Source organism: Paenibacillus sp. PCH8 (assembly GCF_002968835.1).
In the GTDB taxonomy this organism is placed as follows: domain Bacteria; phylum Bacillota; class Bacilli; order Paenibacillales; family Paenibacillaceae; genus Paenibacillus.
Genome location: NZ_PKQK01000002.1, coordinates 941,521 through 957,704, shown reverse-complemented (window position 1 = coordinate 957,704; position 16,184 = coordinate 941,521). Strand labels below are relative to the sequence as shown.

Below are 16,184 nucleotides of genomic sequence, written 5' to 3'. Positions count from 1 at the left end.
ACTCTGGCCATACTAATTGCTGGAGGTTATCTATATGCGCATCAAAGTAATGAGCAGTTTACTTGTCATTTTCATGATTTTTGCAACCGTTGCGTCTGCTCACCCGGGAAGAACAGATGCGAGTGGAGGACACACCTGTCGTACCAACTGTGCAAAGTGGGGGTTGAAACAAGGGGAATATCACTATCATAACGGAGGTTCCTCTTCAAGTTCCAAGTCTTCATCTTCAAGTTCATCCAGTTCGGGAAGTACTAAGAAAAGTAACAAATCTTCTTCAACTGCAACCCAAAAGAAAGCCACTCCCAAACCAGAATATATCAAGTCTTCTGTTCAGGTAAAGGTGAATGGTTCCAAGGTTATTTTCACCGAATCTCCGATTGTAATGAATAACACGAATCTTGTACCCCTGCGTGAGGTGGCTAAAGCGATGAAAGCCAAAACGTTTTGGGACAGCAAGGCCCAAACTATTACCGTTACCAAAGATAAGTACAAGCTAATCTTTACCTTGGGCAGCAAAAAGGTGAAGGTGAACGGGAAAGATGTCCATTTACAGGCCGCTCCCAAAGAAATTAAGGGTACAACGTACATTCCGCTCAGAGTTTTGGTAGAAGGGCTTGGGGCTTCTCTCACCTCGTCCGGCAATACGTTGACAGTGAAAGTGAAAGAATAAAAATAAGAAATCATACAGAAGCAGGTTGGATCGAATCCTAACCTGCTTCTGTTTTGTGACGGACTTCGTTAAAGTGAGTAACTTATTAGGCGTTTTGCTTGGTGCTGGGACGTTTGAGGTAACTCGGATCAGTTCGTATGTGCAACGGCGCGAATCTCAATGAGTTGATGAGGGAAGGCCAGTCCCGATGTGCCGACCATTGTGACCGCCGGACGATGCGTACCAATGTACTCTTTGTACACGGCCACACATGACTCAAGATGCTCCTGCGGGTGAACCAGAAAAATCTCCAGTTCAGCAATATTCGACTTGGTGACATTGAATCCGGCGAGCACGCGATCCAGGTTATCGAGTGTCTGACGCACTTGTGCTTCAATATCATCCACCCCAATAAACGTCCCCTGCATATCATGCGAAAATTGTCCTGCAATGTAGATCGTACCGTTAACGCTGTATCCCTGAGCAACGCTGAATGCTTCTTCCCACGGGACACCGTGGCTATAGATTTGAGCTGTTGACATATGTTTCTCTCCTTTGCAATTCAGTATAGAGTGAGGACGTGTCTCAAAACTCGCTGAAGTGCATCTTTTACTGCCTTTTCGCCCCCTCCTGCGTCACTTTCCCTTGACGTGCCCCGGCACGCCTGCGAAAAACTTCCTTGCTTGGAACGAAAATTCGGCAAAATCTGCTTCCTTCGGAGTTTTCAGACACGCCCTAGTATAAACGGAGAAAAACGACTTGGGCAGTACGCACTTTCATGATAGTGGTATCCAGAAGGATAGCGTGAACACGGTGTTTGTGAGCCTAACGACTCACTTGAGAGAATCTTTAAATCAGGATGTTTAACTTCGGTATAACTAACTTAAGTCCTATATCCTTCCACTAGAATCTGGGTAATAATTATAATAGGCAAGTGATTAATGGAATCTCATAACGTAACGATAGGGGGTAACCTGTATGGCATCCTTGATTCTGCTGGTAAAACAGACGGAAGACGATGAGAAGGTTATTTATCGATTCGGACCGAATGAGCGAAAGATGGGGCTCATAGAGATGAATAAGATTAAGGAAAGTGTGAGGGAACTGGAACCTGTTCAGGTGGATGGGGTAAGTCCGAGTTTTTTCTTTAACCGAGCCGCGCAGCGACTGGTACGATGTTTATTCAGGGAAGGCGGCAAGTTCCCGGAACGAACGACGTTTGAATCATAGTATACACGCGATAAACTAAAACACTCTGTATCCCATGTTGTAGACTGGATACAGAGTGTTTTTTTACGTTCTATTTGCTTGAATTTTTTTAAGCGTACCATCTGCTTTTAGATCGAGATATAACCTGTGAAGAATAGTTGCTGCTTCTGCTGAAGACAGGTCTTTCCAAGAATGATGTGTATATTCGTTACATATCTAAATTTCAGAACGTTTTGGCATAAGAGATCAGTGCCGTAATCGTAATGATGTTCAAGAGCGTTGAAATTAGCACCGTCTGGGCTGCAAAATCGGGTTCGTTATCGTATTCTTCCGCCAGGATAGATGCGTTGACACCGGTAGGCATACCTGAAGCGATAATGAGTGCCTGTGCAGCGATGCCTTCCAGCCCTAACATGAGCACAATCGAAATCCCGATGGCGGGGCCGATCAAAAGACGCAAAAATGTGCTAATATACACATCAAGACGGTACAGCCGGATGGGATATTTCACAATTTGAGCACCGAGTGTCAGCAACGCCACAGCAACCATACTTTGCTGCGCATAAGTCAGCGGCATGGACAGGAACGTAGGCAAGGGCACCTTCCAGGCTTGGAACAGAATGCCCAGCAGGAGCGCGTATGGCACCGGCATTTTTAGGAATCCGATAATGACCGCACGATAATTTCCCTTGAGCTTGGCACCCTGAATGGACAGCACACCATAGGTGAATGTCAGCAACGCCTGTAAAGACATGACCAGTGCCTGAATGGATGAGGCCAGTGGATCGCCGCGGAATACCAGTGCATTGATGGGCAGACCATAGTTGCCTGCGTTATCTAGCATAATGCTGTTGTTGAAGGCCGCTTTCATGCCTTTATTCATCCGAAGCGAGCGGGTAACTATTGAACCCACAATATAGAGAATGAATACATATATCGCGTAAAATAATGTCACAGTTCCGAGCAGTTCGCCTGACATATCCGAGTGATACATGCTCATAAAGACGGCTGCGGGGGTAATACAATAGAAGTTGATTTTGGCGAGTGTGTACAAGTCCAGCTTGAACACCTTTTGCATCCAGGACCCGACGGCGATCAGGAGAAAGACGGGCAGGACGACTTCTAGCATGATGTCTGCAATCATTAGTTCAGCTTCCTTTTTCATGAAAATTTCAATCCTGTATGGAAAACACTTCGCTCATTATATCATTTTATAGGCGAGCATCTTGCATAAATCCAAAGAGTGACTTTCCCGGGAACGATTATATTCGAATTATGAAAAATGCTGACACAGTTGAAAGCGTGAATCGGTCAAAAAAGATAGGAGGTTATGCATCATGATTCCAGATCATCTGGATGTGGGTTTATCCATTCTATTTATCGGATTTAATCCGAGTATCACGTCAGGTGAAACCGGACACCACTATGCCTACAAGGGCAATCGTTTCTGGCGCATCCTTGAACGGTCGGGGTTAACCCCGCGTTTATACGATGCACAGGAGGATGGGGAGTTGCTGAAGCTGGGGTACGGATTTACTAATATTGTGGCAAGGCCAACTAGAGGTATGGAAGATATTACGAAGGAAGAGTACGCAGAAGGACGCCAGATTTTACGGAAAAAGCTGGAGGACTACCGACCGGACATCGCCTGCTTTGTCGGAAAAGGAGTGTACACCCAGTACAGCAAGCGCGCCAAAGTGCAATGGGGATTTCAAGACGACCCGGTCGTCAAGGAAATTCAGGAGTTCGTCGCTCCGTCGTCCAGTGGACTCGTGCGCATGTCGATGGATGAGATTGTGGCGATCTATTCACAGCTTGCTGATTTTGTTACGGAGAAGAATGGAGAAGATGAATAGGCAAGAAAGATAGGGGAAATAAGAGGCAGCAGGAAGAGGCTACGACGGAATGTATGGTTCGGGTTGCTGAAAAAATCATTACGAAACCTGTTGAGAATATGCAATGGCGATCACCATATGTTGGTAAGCAGAGTTCACCCAGTCGGCTTCGCCGATGAGGGCGAATTCTTTTTTTTGGATAAAGTGAGAGGTTTCGGGAACGGCTCCCGTCTATATAGTACAGAACCATGCATGGAAGCTGTAGAGAAGGGGGATTACATGACTCAACAGATACCGGAGGAGGAGCTTATTCAGCGCATAATTGCAGGGGATAAGCAGTTATTCTCCGTGCTTGTGGATCGATATAAAAATAAAGTCTACGGCATGATGCGCGGAATGGGCGCGAGTCATCCAGATGCACAGGATCTCGCTCAGGATACGTTTATTCGTATCTATCGCAATCTACCCGCGCGGCGGGAAGGGAGCAGTTTCTCGTCCTGGGTGTATACCATTGCAGTGAATCGGATGCGGGATCATATACGGGAAAAGAAACCCGTGATGTCTCCAGTCGATCAGGGGATCGAACCTGTCAGTAATGAAACACCGGAAAAACGTGTGCTGCATAAAGAGATGCAGCGTGAAATATATCGACAGCTCGAACAGTTACCTGAAGCGTACAGGCTGGTGTTATTACTGAAATACACGAATGAGTTGAGCTATGAAGAGATTGCGGATATTACAGGCATGAGTTCAACCAAAGTGCGTAACGCCCTGTATCGCGGGAAAAAAACGCTGAGGAAGCAAATGGAACGCAAAGGAGGTTTAGCTACGTATGAAGCCTATTTCAAATGATCAAAAGAAAGAAGATCGGATGTGGGAGGAGCACCTGTACCGTGAGGAACCAGATTCCGATTTTACGCTGAAGGTCATGCAGAAGCTAGATGATATGAGCATGGAAAGTGGCGAAGACGAGCATCCATTTGTAAAAAAATCCATAAGAACCCATTGGATGCGCCGGACTGGAATCGCCGCAGCGGCAGTTGTGATTCTTGCGGGAGGGGCCTGGTTTGTTTTTGACCGTACAGCAAAGCCAGCGCAACCCGCAGTAAATGCTGTGGATCATCTGCCACTGCCCAACATACCTGTACCGGAAGAATTGAAATATTCCTATTTTGCAGATGATTACAAACGTCTCAAGCCTCTCGGACTTGTGGTGAATCCGAATATCAATATCAATGACCAGGGCTACACGCTTAAAATTGAAGACGTGCTGGTAGACCGATCTCATATTGTAATGACCATGCAACAAACAACTCCTGATGGATTAGGGTTATCACGGTTACTGTCTGAGATGGGGAGAATTCATGTTACGGATGAAGAGGGGAGCCAGGTTGCCACTCTTGCGAGGGATACCAGAACAAAGGGTTCCGTAACCGAACGATTGTTATTCCAGTTGCATGATGAAATTCCAGATCAGCTGGTCGTGCGGGGTGAACTGCGTAATTTGAATGTGGGCAGTTATTATGATTACGAGAAGAAATCCTACGAAGATAAAGAAGTTAAGGTGGATTGGAGTTTCCAATTCAATATTGATATGACCAAAGCCAAATCATTGGCTGTTGAAAATTATATGGATGACACATATACGACGCCAGAAGGGCTGAAGCTCGATATGACCCAGCTTGTACGCACCCCAAACGGAACCCGACTTGACCTGAATGTGAGTCTAGATGATGAACTTCGTGCCAAAGTTAATGAGGATTGGGCGAACTATATGAGCATCATCTACCATCTTGAAATCCCTGAAACAAATGAATATCGAATTTTCAATGGGATAAGACTAGATACCCGTCAAGCCAAGTTTCGACTCCAAGATCTGAGTGATTTAAGGAATGGTGGGCCGTTGAAGTTGTCGGAGACATGGGACCCTGCATTTGTTACGGTAGATGCTAAGAACATTCGCTTTGTTCTGGATGGTTACACCCTCCCGGTGAAGGAAGAGAAATCAGTGGAAGTTGATTTGGATAAGAGGCGTAAGGACACCAATTTTTATACATTTGTAGAGTTTGAACAGCTTGGAGATAAAATATTATTTTATGATTTTGAGTACGAGCCAGTAATGGAATCGTATGATCCTCCTAAGATTGATGTAAAGAAAGGGTATTCGCTAGTTCTAAAGGGGAGTGGGACGTTCCGAAATGCGTTCATGGGTGATCGCTGGGTGGCAGTAGATTCGGATGGAAAAGAGTATCCTGTTGAAGTGATCGGTCATCCGGATCAGCCTAATAATAACGGTGAATACGTTGAAGATGATCTGCAATTGAAGATTCGTGGTTTTTACAAAGAAAACGGTACGAAGTTCACCTTAAAACGTGTGGTAGTTAATAGAGAGTATCGTAATGTCAATTGGGAAGTGGACCTTCCATCTTACCAAACCTTGCCATGGTTAAAATAAATGCCAATGTTCGTCCTTCGTCCTGATTCTAGGGCAAGAAGGAAATGATGTCTGGATGGATGCGATATGTATGGACAACACAAGTTATAAGCCTGGATAAATATAAGGATATAAGGTATCACATACTAAAAAAGGTGGCTGTCTCAAAAGGCTTCCTCCATATGCTTGAGTGGAAGAAGATAGATATAAGTTAGCTCGGAAGAGAAGAGAAGAGAAGAGAAGAGAAGAGAAGAGAAGAGAAGAGAAGAGAAGAGAAGAGGGCTCTAAGGCAGCTCAGGTGGAACGTCTTTACCCTTCACTGTTGTGCCGTATAGTGTGAAGGCAGAGAGGCATTCCATTTTCTAAAGAATCTCACACACCTTATTTTGATGATTTTGGAGAGGTGGGAAACGTAACGAATCTCAGCGACGCTATTTCATCCGAAATTCGCGATAAACTACGATTACACGCCTAAACCGCCAAGATAACGCGTCTCAGGTTCGTTACGTTTTCAAATGGGCTGAAATACACCAAATAGCGTCACCTCAGTTCGTTAGCCACAGTGGTCGAATCGTCTGCTGGAGTGCGTTGTCGAGCTCAAAATAAAAAGTGGATATTCCGAAAATTTCAACAACCAAACATATAAGGGACAAGGCAGATTAAATATCTGCTTAGTCCCTTTTTCATGCGTTGGTGTTATTGTTTTTCACCCATATTCGTTTTAAGGAATTTTGAGACAGCCCCTTCTTCTTTTTGAACTAGATTCGACAGGTAGAGCAGGTATCTATTTAATTCGTCTCTCAGAAGAGATGTTGTCCAACGGCACTTATGCCGATTCTCTTGGAATCAACGTAGTCGATAACATAACCGTCTCTTTCGGTGTTCCTGGGCGTTCAATCCGGCGTTGTAAAGCTTCAACGGCACGATGCCCAAGCTCCTCTTTGCACAGATTAACTGTGGTCAGGGGCGGGGAGGACGTAACCGCAGAGTGTACATTATCGATACCGATGACAAGACAATCTTTGGGCGTGGAGATGCCCATCTCCTGCAATTTGTGCATCCACTGCAAGGCGATATCGTCATTAACTCCGATCCAGGCATCCGGTCGCTCATGATCTGACATGTTCTGAATGGTAGTAGCCAATTGGTTGTGCCATTCACCGTTTTCATAGGAAATATTAAACTCCCTGAAGCTGGTTGTGCGATTACTATCTATATTGAAATGGTTCAAAGCAAGCTCGATCCCGATCTTGCGTTGTGCGAAGCTGGCTGCTCGACCATCATCCGTAATCAGGCCGATTCGCCGACATTCCATCGACATTAAATATCTTGCAACCGTGATGCCAGCTTCCTGATTATCATGGCTGATCGTATCACAATTCAGTAACGGCTCCTGATGATCTACCAAAATAATGGGCCGGCCGGTCTGAGCGAGTCGTTGCAGAACGGCATGGGGAAAAGCACCCATGACAATAATTCCTGCACAGCGTGCCCAGTCCAGATGAGGGGCAATGGCTTTTTCGGGAGGAGTGTTCTCGTCCGTTAACCCCAGAGAAGGGAGACAATGGCATGATGCCACCCGCGCTCATTACAAGCGGATATCATACCTGACAGAACACGCTGCCAGTAGTGCGGTTCGCCCCGATTAAGCTGATTCATACAGATAAGGGCAAATGGGGGCTCGGACGGATCTGCATGGTTTGCGGCAACAGGACTGTTGGTAGCACCTGGAGTGCTTTGGCGATATCCCAGAGCCCGAGCCAGTTCCAGCACACGTGCGCGTGTTGCTTCACTGACGCCCGTCTTGCCACTGAGTGCGCGGGAAACTGCGTATTTGGATAATCCGAGCTGGTCAGCCAGCGTTTGGATGGATACTTTGCGTGACATATCATTACTCCTTCATTTGACGATCATCTTCTGACACAGTACACTTACAAATAATAATGTTATTATAATTTATCATAACAAAAATAACAATGGTGTAAGAGTGTTAGGGTCAATCTAAACCAATCTATATAAGTTGAACTAAACATTTACACGATAACGGAGAGGGCAGAAATAACCTGAAGAAGCGAAGCTAAAAGCTTTCTGCAAGAAAGCTGCATCGGAAGGATAAACTTCGCCCTTATCACCGGATTTCCCCTTTTAAAATGGGAATCAAGAAATCTGGGGATAACAGCGATCGGAAGGTTATTCTGCAATCGGAGTGCTGGTGTAAATAATTATTAGCTGAACTTACATAAACCAATTCAAAGGAGACGACATCCATGGAACAGTTTAGATTACCGAAAATCCCTATGCCGCATCTGGAATTGCCACAAGCTGTGCAGGATATTCTGATTGAGGCAGACGAACGTTTGCAGCATAGACCGAGATTGCTGGCACAGTTTCGCAACTGTTTTCCGAATACACTGGAAACGACGACCAAGCTTCTAGAGGATGGGACAACCTTTGTGATTACAGGAGATATTCCCGCCATGTGGCTGAGAGATTCCGTAGAGCAGGTCATGCACTATGTTCCGCTCGCGAAGGAAGACATACAGTTGCAACGTATTATCGGGGCTTAATCAAACGGCATACGTTCTACGCTGAGATGGATATCTATGCCAATGCGTTCAATGAAACGGCGAATGGATGGCATTGGGATGCTAATGATGAGACGGAGATGTCACCGTGGGTGTGGGAACGGAAGTTTGAACTGGATTCTCTTTGTTTCTCCATGAAGCTGGCTTATACATATTGGCGGGAGACGGAACTTACAGATATATTTGACGAGCGCTTCAAAAAAGTGATGGGAAATGTATTAGATTTATGGGAAACGGAGCAGTGTCATACAGAACAATCACCTTATCGATTTATGCGTCGCAATTGTCCAGCCCATGATACGCTCCGTAATAAAGGATTGGGTATGCCGGTGAATTATACGGGAATGATCTGGTCGGGATTTCGTCCGAGTGATGATGCGTGCGATTTTCATTATAATATTCCGGCGAACATGTTCGCTGCGGTGACCTTGCGTCAGATGGGTGAGATCGCGAAGTGGGTGTTCCGGGATGAACAGTTGGTGAGTCGGATGTCTCGTTTGGAAGAAGAAATACGACATGGCATCTCCTTGTACGGTACTTACCGTCATACAGAGTATGGGCAAATTTATGCCTATGAGACGGACGGTTACGGTAACTTTTGTCTGATGGATGATGCAGGTACGCCTGGGCTGATGTCTATTCCATATATGGAATATGCTTCGATTGAAGACATCGTGTATCAGAACACACGGCGATTTATTCTCAGTAAAGAAAATCCGTTCTACTATGAAGGGCAGGTAGCTAAAGGTATTGGTAGCCCGCACACCCCTCCGGGATACATCTGGCACATGGCGCTATCGATGCAGGGGCTAACCGCAGATAATGACGAGGAAATGTTGGCGATGATTGAGCTGCTGGAAAAAACGGATGCGGGTACCGGATACATGCATGAAGGTTTCCATGCCGATGATCCGAACACGTTTACCAGACCCTGGTTTGCTTGGTCCAATAGCCTATTCTCGCAACTGGTGTATAAGGCAATGAAAAAAGGAATTTTATAAAATGATGTAAGTTCAAAAAAAATTGCTCACTGCTCGCGAAGCAGCCGTTCCGGTTACGAATCGTTCTTTTGATCGCTGTTATCCCCGGATTTCTTGATCGACTTTTGTAAAGTCGAAATCCGGGGATAAGCGTATGCTTCCGATGCAGCTTTCTTTCAGAAAGCTTTTAGGCGAGCACTTCGTTTCTTCAGAATCGATTTCGTTCCCTGCACTACTTTTACTATCGAGCGCGACTGTTTTTTGAACGACATCATTTTTAGAATAGGAGAGTAAATAAAAACCAGGAAAGCCCAAGCTGCTAATCTTTTGCAGTTTGGGCTTTGCTTATGGTGAAAAACTCAGGCGCTTCGCTATGTGTTTTTCAGCAGATCAGCGATGAATACTTTCTGGCCTGTGCGTGCGCTTTCGAGGGAAGCGAGCACCATAGCCATGCTGAACTGGTTATCGCTGCAATCGGTTTCTGGCAGTCGTCCAGATTCCAGCGCTGTGAACATGTCTTCCAGGCAGCCGTGGTGTCCTGTTTTCTCCATGACAGGTAGCTCGGCTTCAATCCGCTCAACGGGCTGGAAGAAGGATGGTTTGCCGTCGACATCCAGGTTCTGCACAGCAACGACCTCAGCATAGATGTCATCATGACCATCCCAGATGGCGGTTCCCTTTTCGCCAGTTACGCGCCAACTTGCTTCCCATGACGTCGGAACGCCTTCTGTGCACCAAGAGCCGCGGTAGTTGAATACGGACCCGTCCGACATTTCAAATATACATAACGCCATAGCGTTACCCTGGTACCAGGAACCTGGGGGATTGAACTCGTGGCAGTACACCGAGACGGGGTTGGCTCCAAGAATATATCTGGCCTGATCAAACGTATGAATGGCCATATCCAGTAGCAAAGGACTCTCCATCAGATCCCGGAATCCGCCGAAATGTGGCCCAAGGAAGAAGTCTGCTCCTGCATACCCCACTTGCCCAACCGCTCCGCCTGAAATGAGCTGCTGATAGGCTCGAATCCGCGGATCGAAACGGCGATTCTGCATCACAGCCTGAATTCGTCCTGTACTGCGAGCCGTTTGCACAATATCGGAGCAATCGGAGAAGGACTCCGCAAGTGGTTTTTCGCCGAATACATGACATCCTTCCTTGAGAGCTGTCATCGCAATTGCGTAGTGACTCGCCGGAATGGTGACATCAAATACAATATTGGCATCGGTAGCTTGAATGGCCTCACGGATATCTGTGAATGTGGGACAGGAGAGGCCGTGGCGTGCAGCAAATGCAGTTGCCGTATGTTCATACAGATCGACCAGCGCGACAATCGTCGTATCCGGCCTTTGCAAGGCGTAATCGGCCCATGTGTTCGCCATGGCACCGCAGCCAGCGATAATTACCCGATAAGGATGGTTCATCCTCTCATCTCCTTCGTATGGATTGTGTTCTACAGCTAGTATGGTTTTCTACACCGGATTCGGTACAAAATCCCCGCCACGACATTGTTTCAAATATCGTAATGCATGTACCTGACCAGTCATTTCGAGTTCGTCTTTGTAGACGGGATCATGCCAGCCTTCAATATCAATCGTGCCTTGGTATCCGTTCTGACGCAGTATGGTAATGATGTCGGACCAGTTGTTATCGCCGAAGCCGGGCGTGCGGTGCCAGACAAATTCACGTGGGCCGTGCACACCATATTCTTTGACGATATCCCAGGCAATCGTGGCATCCTTGCCATGTACGTGGAACACTTTGTGGGCCCATTTGCGTAGTTGGGGAATAGGGTCGATCAGGCTGGACATTTGATGGCAGGGCTCCCACTCCAGACCGATATTGTCATCCGGTACAGCATCGAACATCATCTCCCAAGCGGTCGGATTATGCGCAATGTTCCAATCGCCCGTCTGCCAGGTTCCACCCATATCACAGTTTTCAAAAGCAATGCGTACACCCCGGTCGGCTGCCCGGCGTGCCAATTCACCAAATACTTCCTTGAACCGGGGGATGGACTCGTTAATGGGTTGATCGGTCAATCGTCCGGTGAACCCGGAAACGATATCTGCACCGAAGAGTTGGGCGTGATCAATCACTCGTTCCCAGCTTGCCAGTGTATCGGCGTTGTCTCCGGCTCCAGTGAGCGGGTTACCAAATACACTTACTGCGGAGATGACAATCCCCTGTTCGTCGACGATTTCGCGGACACGTTTGGCTGTTTCAGCCAGGTCCAGATCACCTGTCGTTTGCCAGAAGGTCAAGTTAAATGATTCGAAGCCGTGTTGCATGATCTGTGGGATCACCCGGACGGCGTCCTGCCCGCCTACAAGGGTACCGATGCGTAATGATTTATTCATGGTTGTATTTCACTCCAATATTGGCTTATAGTACTTCGTGACACACTCATTATAGCCGTGCATTAACGGGATGGCTCTACACAATCTTGTGTAATATTAGTCGGATCTTGTGAAGAGGGGGAAGAAGTCGTGCTGGATCTGAAAGCGCTTCACGAAAACACCCGAATTGATCATAAATCACACCCATTTCAGTTGTTCCGAAATCGGTGTTCGGATATGAAAGTGGAAGAATGTATTCTGTATTTGCATTGGCATGAACATTTTGAACTGATTGTCATGCGCCAGGGCAGTGCGCTGTTCCATATTGATAGCAAACCTTATGTGGTTCGAGCTGGAGAGGTCATCATTATTCCCGGAGGCACGTTGCATGTCGGGTATGCCCTGGATGATGGGGATGTGTATTATGATTCCGTTGTGGTCAACCGTGCCCTGTTCCATGATTTCACCCATGATCCCGTGCATGAGCAATACGTTGCGCCGTATCTGGAAGGAAGAGTGAGGTTTCCGGTCAAACCGGCAGAGGAAAACGCAGCCTGCGCAGGCTATTATTCTTTGCTGAATGAGGCTGTGGAGGAAATGGCGTTACAGCCCCCGGCTTATCAGCTCGTGGTGAAGTCCAAACTGCATGCTTTGTTCACCCTGCTTGCGCGTACCTTTATGCCGCAGCAGCTGCCGGATAAATCGGTCGGATCGTATTTTCCCAACCGCGAACGTTTCAAACAGTTGATCGCACAGATTGAAGCGGACCCCACAGGCAAGATGTCTGTTACGGAAGCGGCAAGCCATGTGGGACTGAATGCGTATCACTTCTGCAAAATGTTCAAAAAGCTGACCGGACGTACCTTCGTGGAATACGTGAACGGGTGCAGGATGAGTGTGGCAGAACAACTATTGCAAGGCAGTAGTCTGACCATTACGGAGATCGCCGCCAGAGTAGGCTGCGACAATGCGAACTATTTTACGAAGTTATACAAACAGTACAAGGGAGTAACTCCTTCCGGGGGGCGAATGAAGAAGCAAGTTTGAGTCACAAAAGTACCCTGTTCATCGTCATGTATGCATTAAGCGGAGGAGATTGATGTACATGACAGAGCATCATAATGAGCCAGTATGGGATGTTGTCATCATTGGAGCAGGCATTGCCGGATTAACCGCCTCGATTTATCTGGCCCGTGCAGGAAAGACTGTACTGCTGCTCGACAAAGGGGTACAGCTCGGAGGACGCGCTATCTCAAATGAGATCGCGGGAGCACGCGTAAACCTGGGGGCACATGCTCTCAGTAAAGCGGCGTTACCCATTCTTCATGAGGTAGGCGTCACACCTATCGGATCAGTACCGAAACCACCAGATACATTGGTGTTTAAAGAAGGAAATAGAGGGAATAAGACAATTTCCCTAGCACAGCTCTTGCTCGGATCGTTTTTGAAATGGAGGGAGAAGTGCCAGCTCCTTAGGTTCTACAGTTCTCTCCGAAAGGTAGATACATCCGTTTTGCATAACGTTAGTTTGCGGGATTACCTGGAAACCCTGATATCGAGTCCCCGTGTACGTAGTGTCGTGTTTGCGCTCGTTCGTTTGAGCACCTATTGCGATGCTCCTGATCAGGTAAGTGCTGGCGCCGTCATTGAACAACTCAAACAGGACCAAGTATTGTATATAGATGGAGGCTGGCAATTCCTCGTTAGTCGGCTCACAGAACAAGCACAGCAAGCAGGTGTATCCATCCGCACGAGCTCGGTCGTGCGAGAAATTGCCGGGAGTTATCCCCAAATGATCGTTTCCTTAAAAGGTGGTTCACAGTTGACGACTCGTCACGTCTTATCGACGGCTGGCCCATTGGATACCCTAGCTCTGCTTAATCCTGCTCTTTCACCCAGTGAAGCTAAACTGTATCACAAGCTAACTCCTGTTCGCGCCGCATGTCTGGATCTTGTCGTATCCGGGATGCCACAACCGAAAACGAAATTTGTTTTAGGCGTAGATCATCCTTGGTACTACTCGAACCATTCCGCCGCGGCCTCTTTATCAGAGAACCCGGCACATGAGGTTGTGCATGTGATGAAGTATTTGTCGGAATCGTCTAAATCGGATCCAAGGCAGGATGAAGACGAACTAAAGGGCTTTCTCGATTTGATTCAGCCTGGGTGGCGCGAGCATATCATTAAGCAGCGTTTCCTTCCACGAATGCTTGTCTCACATGGCAGTGTCACAGCCGAGAACGGAGGCTTCTCGGGTAGACCTGGATCTGAGATCACAGGAAGACCGGGGCTCTATGTTGCTGGCGATTGGGTAGGGGATGAGGGGATGTTGATTAATGCCTCTCTGGTGAGCGCAAAACGGGCTGCTCAAATGATAATAGAAGGTAGAGGAAAAAATAAGGAAGGAATACATTATGGAGATTGAATTGGTATACAGGACGTACAGACCCCTTCTTCTTTCTATCGCATATCGTATGTTGGGATCTGTCATTCATGCTGAGGATGTGGTTCAGGACGCATTTGTAACAGTACAGCAGCAGGGTATTCATAAAGAGAGTAGCTCTGTTCGGAATCTGAAAGCATACTTATGCAAAATGGTGACTAACCGTTGTCTCGATTACTTGAAATCAACACGTAAAAAAAGGGAACTATACGTCGGGACGTGGCTGCCGGAACCTCTGGTGCAAAATTATAAGACTGATCGAGAATCCGTTTCAGCGGTGGAACATGATCCACTTCAAACGATTGAACTGGAAGATACGATTTCGTACGCCTTCCTGGTCATGCTCGAACGGCTAACCCCAATTGAGCGCGCGGTATTTATTCTGCGAGAAGCTTTTGAATTTGATTATGGTGATATAGCAGACTTCTTGAACAAGACGGAAGTCGGATGCCGGAAAATATACAGTCGTCTTAAACGTAAAATCCAGGACGAGCCGGAAGTCGAGTTGACTCCCAGCGTTCAGTCCGAGCAGCTTGCACTTCGTTTCCTCCAAGCCACGTCGAGTGGAGATATGGAAGGACTCTTGAAAATGCTTTCGCACGATGTCGCCTTGTACAGTGATGGTGGTGGTAAAGTTGTAGCAGCAATTAAACCCGTTACATCAAGCCAGCGGGTGCTGGCGTTCATTCAAGGGCTATTATCCAAAGGGGACAGCGCTGGTATTGTACGTCTCGTCAAGGTCAATGGACAACTAGGATTTGTATTAAGCAGCCCCTCTGAGGCATTCCCGACTGTGGTCAGCCTGGCTTTTAGAAACGATTGTGTTGAGCGGATCTATATCTTGCGTAATCCGGATAAGCTGCAACATCTGAATTTAGGTTAAAGTGAAATGAATTTGGATACTCATTTCATAAATTTCGAGAACAGACGATTGGCTTTCTTGGCGAGGTCGTCCATTTTGACATTGGCATGATCGAACTGATTGTATCCCCATTTGATCGTTTGCAGCATACGAGGAGATATGGGCGTGCCCTTGATCCGTGGATAAATGTTGTGATAGGCCCATACGAGATGCTCCCAGCGATTGTCATTGCCGTCTTGAATATACTCGGATACGTCGATGACTTTCCCGCGTCCGTTCTGAAGAAGTACATTTTTGAGATGGATGTCGCGGGGGTTCAGCCCGCGGCTGCGAACAGCTTCTCGCGCGGCGTCCACATCGAGCATCACCTGCTCGGGGACGGGGATTCCTTTTTCCAAACATTCCAGAAGGGTATCCCCGGGTTCAAAACTAATCACAAGAACATTCCGGCCGCTGCCGTAATAGGTAGGGAAGTATGACAGGCCTTTGAGCTGCTCGTATACCTGCTTTTCATTTTCGAGCTTGTCCAAGGCATGATCCGAGTACATCTTGAAGGCATACTGCGGCAAACCGTCATACGTAAATACAGCCGCATCCGTACCTGTGCCAATGCAATTCAATCCTTCTACATCGCCGATGATGTTTACGAGCTCATTCCGGTCGCTTCCGATGACTTGGATCTGTTGTAATGCTTCTTCCGCCTGGAACCAATCCGGTCGATTCATGGGTAGTGCCTCCTTTGGGGATATGCCTGTACAGAATTTGCGCATAAGTTAAAATCGTGAATGAATGGTACACTGGACCACTCCGTGCGCAGCCATATGAAGATAAGTATGAAATTTTCT

Annotated in this window: 15 protein-coding genes and 1 pseudogene; 9 read left to right on the top strand and 7 right to left on the bottom strand. The window is 47.0% G+C overall.

Features of this window, described 5'->3' with window-relative positions:
* Positions 1-34: 34 nt before the first annotated feature.
* On the top strand, positions 35-670 hold the full coding sequence (locus C0Q44_RS17070) for a copper amine oxidase N-terminal domain-containing protein (protein WP_105408429.1): 636 nt from the start codon (positions 35-37) through the stop codon (positions 668-670).
* A gap of 128 nt (positions 671-798) precedes the next feature.
* Here the strand turns inward: C0Q44_RS17070 and C0Q44_RS17065 are convergent, their stop codons facing one another.
* Entirely contained in the window at positions 799-1,191 is a 393-nt protein-coding gene (locus C0Q44_RS17065) for a RidA family protein (RefSeq protein ID WP_105408428.1), read from the bottom strand.
* Between the two features lie 436 nt (positions 1,192-1,627).
* Between C0Q44_RS17065 and C0Q44_RS17060 the strand changes: the two genes are divergently transcribed.
* Positions 1,628-1,879, top strand: coding sequence for an RNA-binding protein (locus C0Q44_RS17060; RefSeq protein WP_105408427.1), 252 nt, complete (start codon positions 1,628-1,630; stop codon positions 1,877-1,879).
* A 202-nt stretch (positions 1,880-2,081) separates the two neighbouring features.
* Here C0Q44_RS17060 and C0Q44_RS17055 read toward each other — a convergent pair whose 3' ends face one another.
* Entirely contained in the window at positions 2,082-3,002 is a 921-nt protein-coding gene (locus C0Q44_RS17055; protein ID WP_105408426.1) for an AEC family transporter, read from the bottom strand.
* Positions 3,003-3,195: 193 nt separating this feature from the next.
* Between C0Q44_RS17055 and C0Q44_RS17050 the strand changes: the two genes are divergently transcribed.
* The 3 genes from C0Q44_RS17050 (at position 3,196) to C0Q44_RS17040 (ending at position 6,148) form a co-directional block, all read left to right on the top strand.
* Positions 3,196-3,714 (top strand): mismatch-specific DNA-glycosylase, encoded by a 519-nt coding sequence (locus tag C0Q44_RS17050; protein ID WP_105408425.1) that lies wholly within the window; start codon positions 3,196-3,198, stop codon positions 3,712-3,714.
* 258 nt (positions 3,715-3,972) lie between these two features.
* Positions 3,973-4,545 (top strand): RNA polymerase sigma factor, encoded by a 573-nt coding sequence (locus C0Q44_RS17045; protein WP_105408535.1) that lies wholly within the window; start codon positions 3,973-3,975, stop codon positions 4,543-4,545.
* On the top strand, positions 4,526-6,148 hold the full coding sequence (locus C0Q44_RS17040) for a hypothetical protein (protein ID WP_105408424.1): 1,623 nt from the start codon (positions 4,526-4,528) through the stop codon (positions 6,146-6,148). Before C0Q44_RS17045 ends, C0Q44_RS17040 begins: the two co-directional genes overlap by 20 nt.
* An 805-nt stretch (positions 6,149-6,953) precedes the next feature.
* Here C0Q44_RS17040 and C0Q44_RS17035 read toward each other — a convergent pair.
* A complete protein-coding gene (locus tag C0Q44_RS17035) occupies positions 6,954-7,706 on the bottom strand; it encodes a substrate-binding domain-containing protein (RefSeq protein ID WP_146113467.1) in 753 nt (250 codons plus the stop codon).
* Positions 7,670-8,014: a LacI family DNA-binding transcriptional regulator gene (locus tag C0Q44_RS17030; RefSeq protein WP_105408422.1), complete on the bottom strand. Its 345-nt coding sequence runs from the start codon at positions 8,012-8,014 to the stop codon at positions 7,670-7,672. Before C0Q44_RS17030 ends, C0Q44_RS17035 begins: the two co-directional genes overlap by 37 nt.
* A gap of 380 nt (positions 8,015-8,394) precedes the next feature.
* On the opposite strand from C0Q44_RS17030, the pseudogene C0Q44_RS17025 reads away from it, so the two are divergent.
* A pseudogene (locus C0Q44_RS17025) lies at positions 8,395-9,713 on the top strand (glycoside hydrolase family 125 protein).
* A gap of 350 nt (positions 9,714-10,063) precedes the next feature.
* Here the strand turns inward: C0Q44_RS17025 and C0Q44_RS17020 are convergent.
* Together C0Q44_RS17020 and C0Q44_RS17015 are read right to left on the bottom strand one after the other, a co-directional pair.
* Entirely contained in the window at positions 10,064-11,119 is a 1,056-nt protein-coding gene (locus tag C0Q44_RS17020) for a Gfo/Idh/MocA family protein (protein WP_105408421.1), read from the bottom strand.
* A gap of 48 nt (positions 11,120-11,167) precedes the next feature.
* Positions 11,168-12,055 (bottom strand): sugar phosphate isomerase/epimerase family protein, encoded by an 888-nt coding sequence (locus C0Q44_RS17015; RefSeq protein ID WP_105408420.1) that lies wholly within the window; start codon positions 12,053-12,055, stop codon positions 11,168-11,170.
* 129 nt (positions 12,056-12,184) lie between these two features.
* Here C0Q44_RS17015 and C0Q44_RS17010 point away from each other — a divergent pair, with 129 nt between their 5' ends.
* From C0Q44_RS17010 to sigJ, 3 genes are read left to right on the top strand one after another with little or no spacing between them, the layout of a single operon-like run.
* Positions 12,185-13,081, top strand: a complete 897-nt coding sequence (locus C0Q44_RS17010; RefSeq protein WP_105408419.1) for a helix-turn-helix transcriptional regulator — start codon at positions 12,185-12,187, stop codon at positions 13,079-13,081.
* A 58-nt stretch (positions 13,082-13,139) separates the two neighbouring features.
* The gene (locus C0Q44_RS17005; RefSeq protein WP_181151038.1) at positions 13,140-14,459 is read left to right on the top strand and encodes a phytoene desaturase family protein; all 1,320 of its coding nucleotides are present in this window, start codon (positions 13,140-13,142) and stop codon (positions 14,457-14,459) included.
* Entirely contained in the window at positions 14,449-15,360 is a 912-nt protein-coding gene (gene sigJ, locus C0Q44_RS17000) for an RNA polymerase sigma factor SigJ (protein ID WP_105408417.1), read from the top strand. The genes C0Q44_RS17005 and sigJ overlap by 11 nt, the downstream gene beginning before the upstream one ends.
* Before the next feature lie 20 nt (positions 15,361-15,380).
* On the opposite strand, the gene C0Q44_RS16995 is transcribed toward sigJ, so the two are convergent.
* The gene (locus C0Q44_RS16995) at positions 15,381-16,064 is read right to left on the bottom strand and encodes a serine/threonine protein kinase (RefSeq protein WP_105408416.1); all 684 of its coding nucleotides are present in this window, start codon (positions 16,062-16,064) and stop codon (positions 15,381-15,383) included.
* Positions 16,065-16,184 lie beyond the last annotated feature (120 nt).

Excerpts from the sequence above, each read along its gene's own strand:
- C0Q44_RS17070 (WP_105408429.1), top strand. The coding sequence starts at position 35 with ATGCGCATCAAAGTAATGAGCAGTTTACTTGTCATTTTCATGATTTTT.
- C0Q44_RS17065 (WP_105408428.1), bottom strand. The coding sequence starts at position 1,191 with ATGTCAACAGCTCAAATCTATAGCCACGGTGTCCCGTGGGAAGAAGCA.
- C0Q44_RS17060 (WP_105408427.1), top strand. The coding sequence starts at position 1,628 with ATGGCATCCTTGATTCTGCTGGTAAAACAGACGGAAGACGATGAGAAG.
- C0Q44_RS17055 (WP_105408426.1), bottom strand. The coding sequence starts at position 3,002 with ATGATTGCAGACATCATGCTAGAAGTCGTCCTGCCCGTCTTTCTCCTG.
- C0Q44_RS17050 (WP_105408425.1), top strand. The coding sequence starts at position 3,196 with ATGATTCCAGATCATCTGGATGTGGGTTTATCCATTCTATTTATCGGA.
- C0Q44_RS17045 (WP_105408535.1), top strand. The coding sequence starts at position 3,973 with ATGACTCAACAGATACCGGAGGAGGAGCTTATTCAGCGCATAATTGCA.
- C0Q44_RS17040 (WP_105408424.1), top strand. The coding sequence starts at position 4,526 with ATGAAGCCTATTTCAAATGATCAAAAGAAAGAAGATCGGATGTGGGAG.
- C0Q44_RS17030 (WP_105408422.1), bottom strand. The coding sequence starts at position 8,014 with ATGTCACGCAAAGTATCCATCCAAACGCTGGCTGACCAGCTCGGATTA.
- C0Q44_RS17020 (WP_105408421.1), bottom strand. The coding sequence starts at position 11,119 with ATGAACCATCCTTATCGGGTAATTATCGCTGGCTGCGGTGCCATGGCG.
- C0Q44_RS17015 (WP_105408420.1), bottom strand. The coding sequence starts at position 12,055 with ATGAATAAATCATTACGCATCGGTACCCTTGTAGGCGGGCAGGACGCC.
- C0Q44_RS17005 (WP_181151038.1), top strand. The coding sequence starts at position 13,140 with ATGACAGAGCATCATAATGAGCCAGTATGGGATGTTGTCATCATTGGA.
- sigJ (WP_105408417.1), top strand. The coding sequence starts at position 14,449 with ATGGAGATTGAATTGGTATACAGGACGTACAGACCCCTTCTTCTTTCT.
- C0Q44_RS16995 (WP_105408416.1), bottom strand. The coding sequence starts at position 16,064 with ATGAATCGACCGGATTGGTTCCAGGCGGAAGAAGCATTACAACAGATC.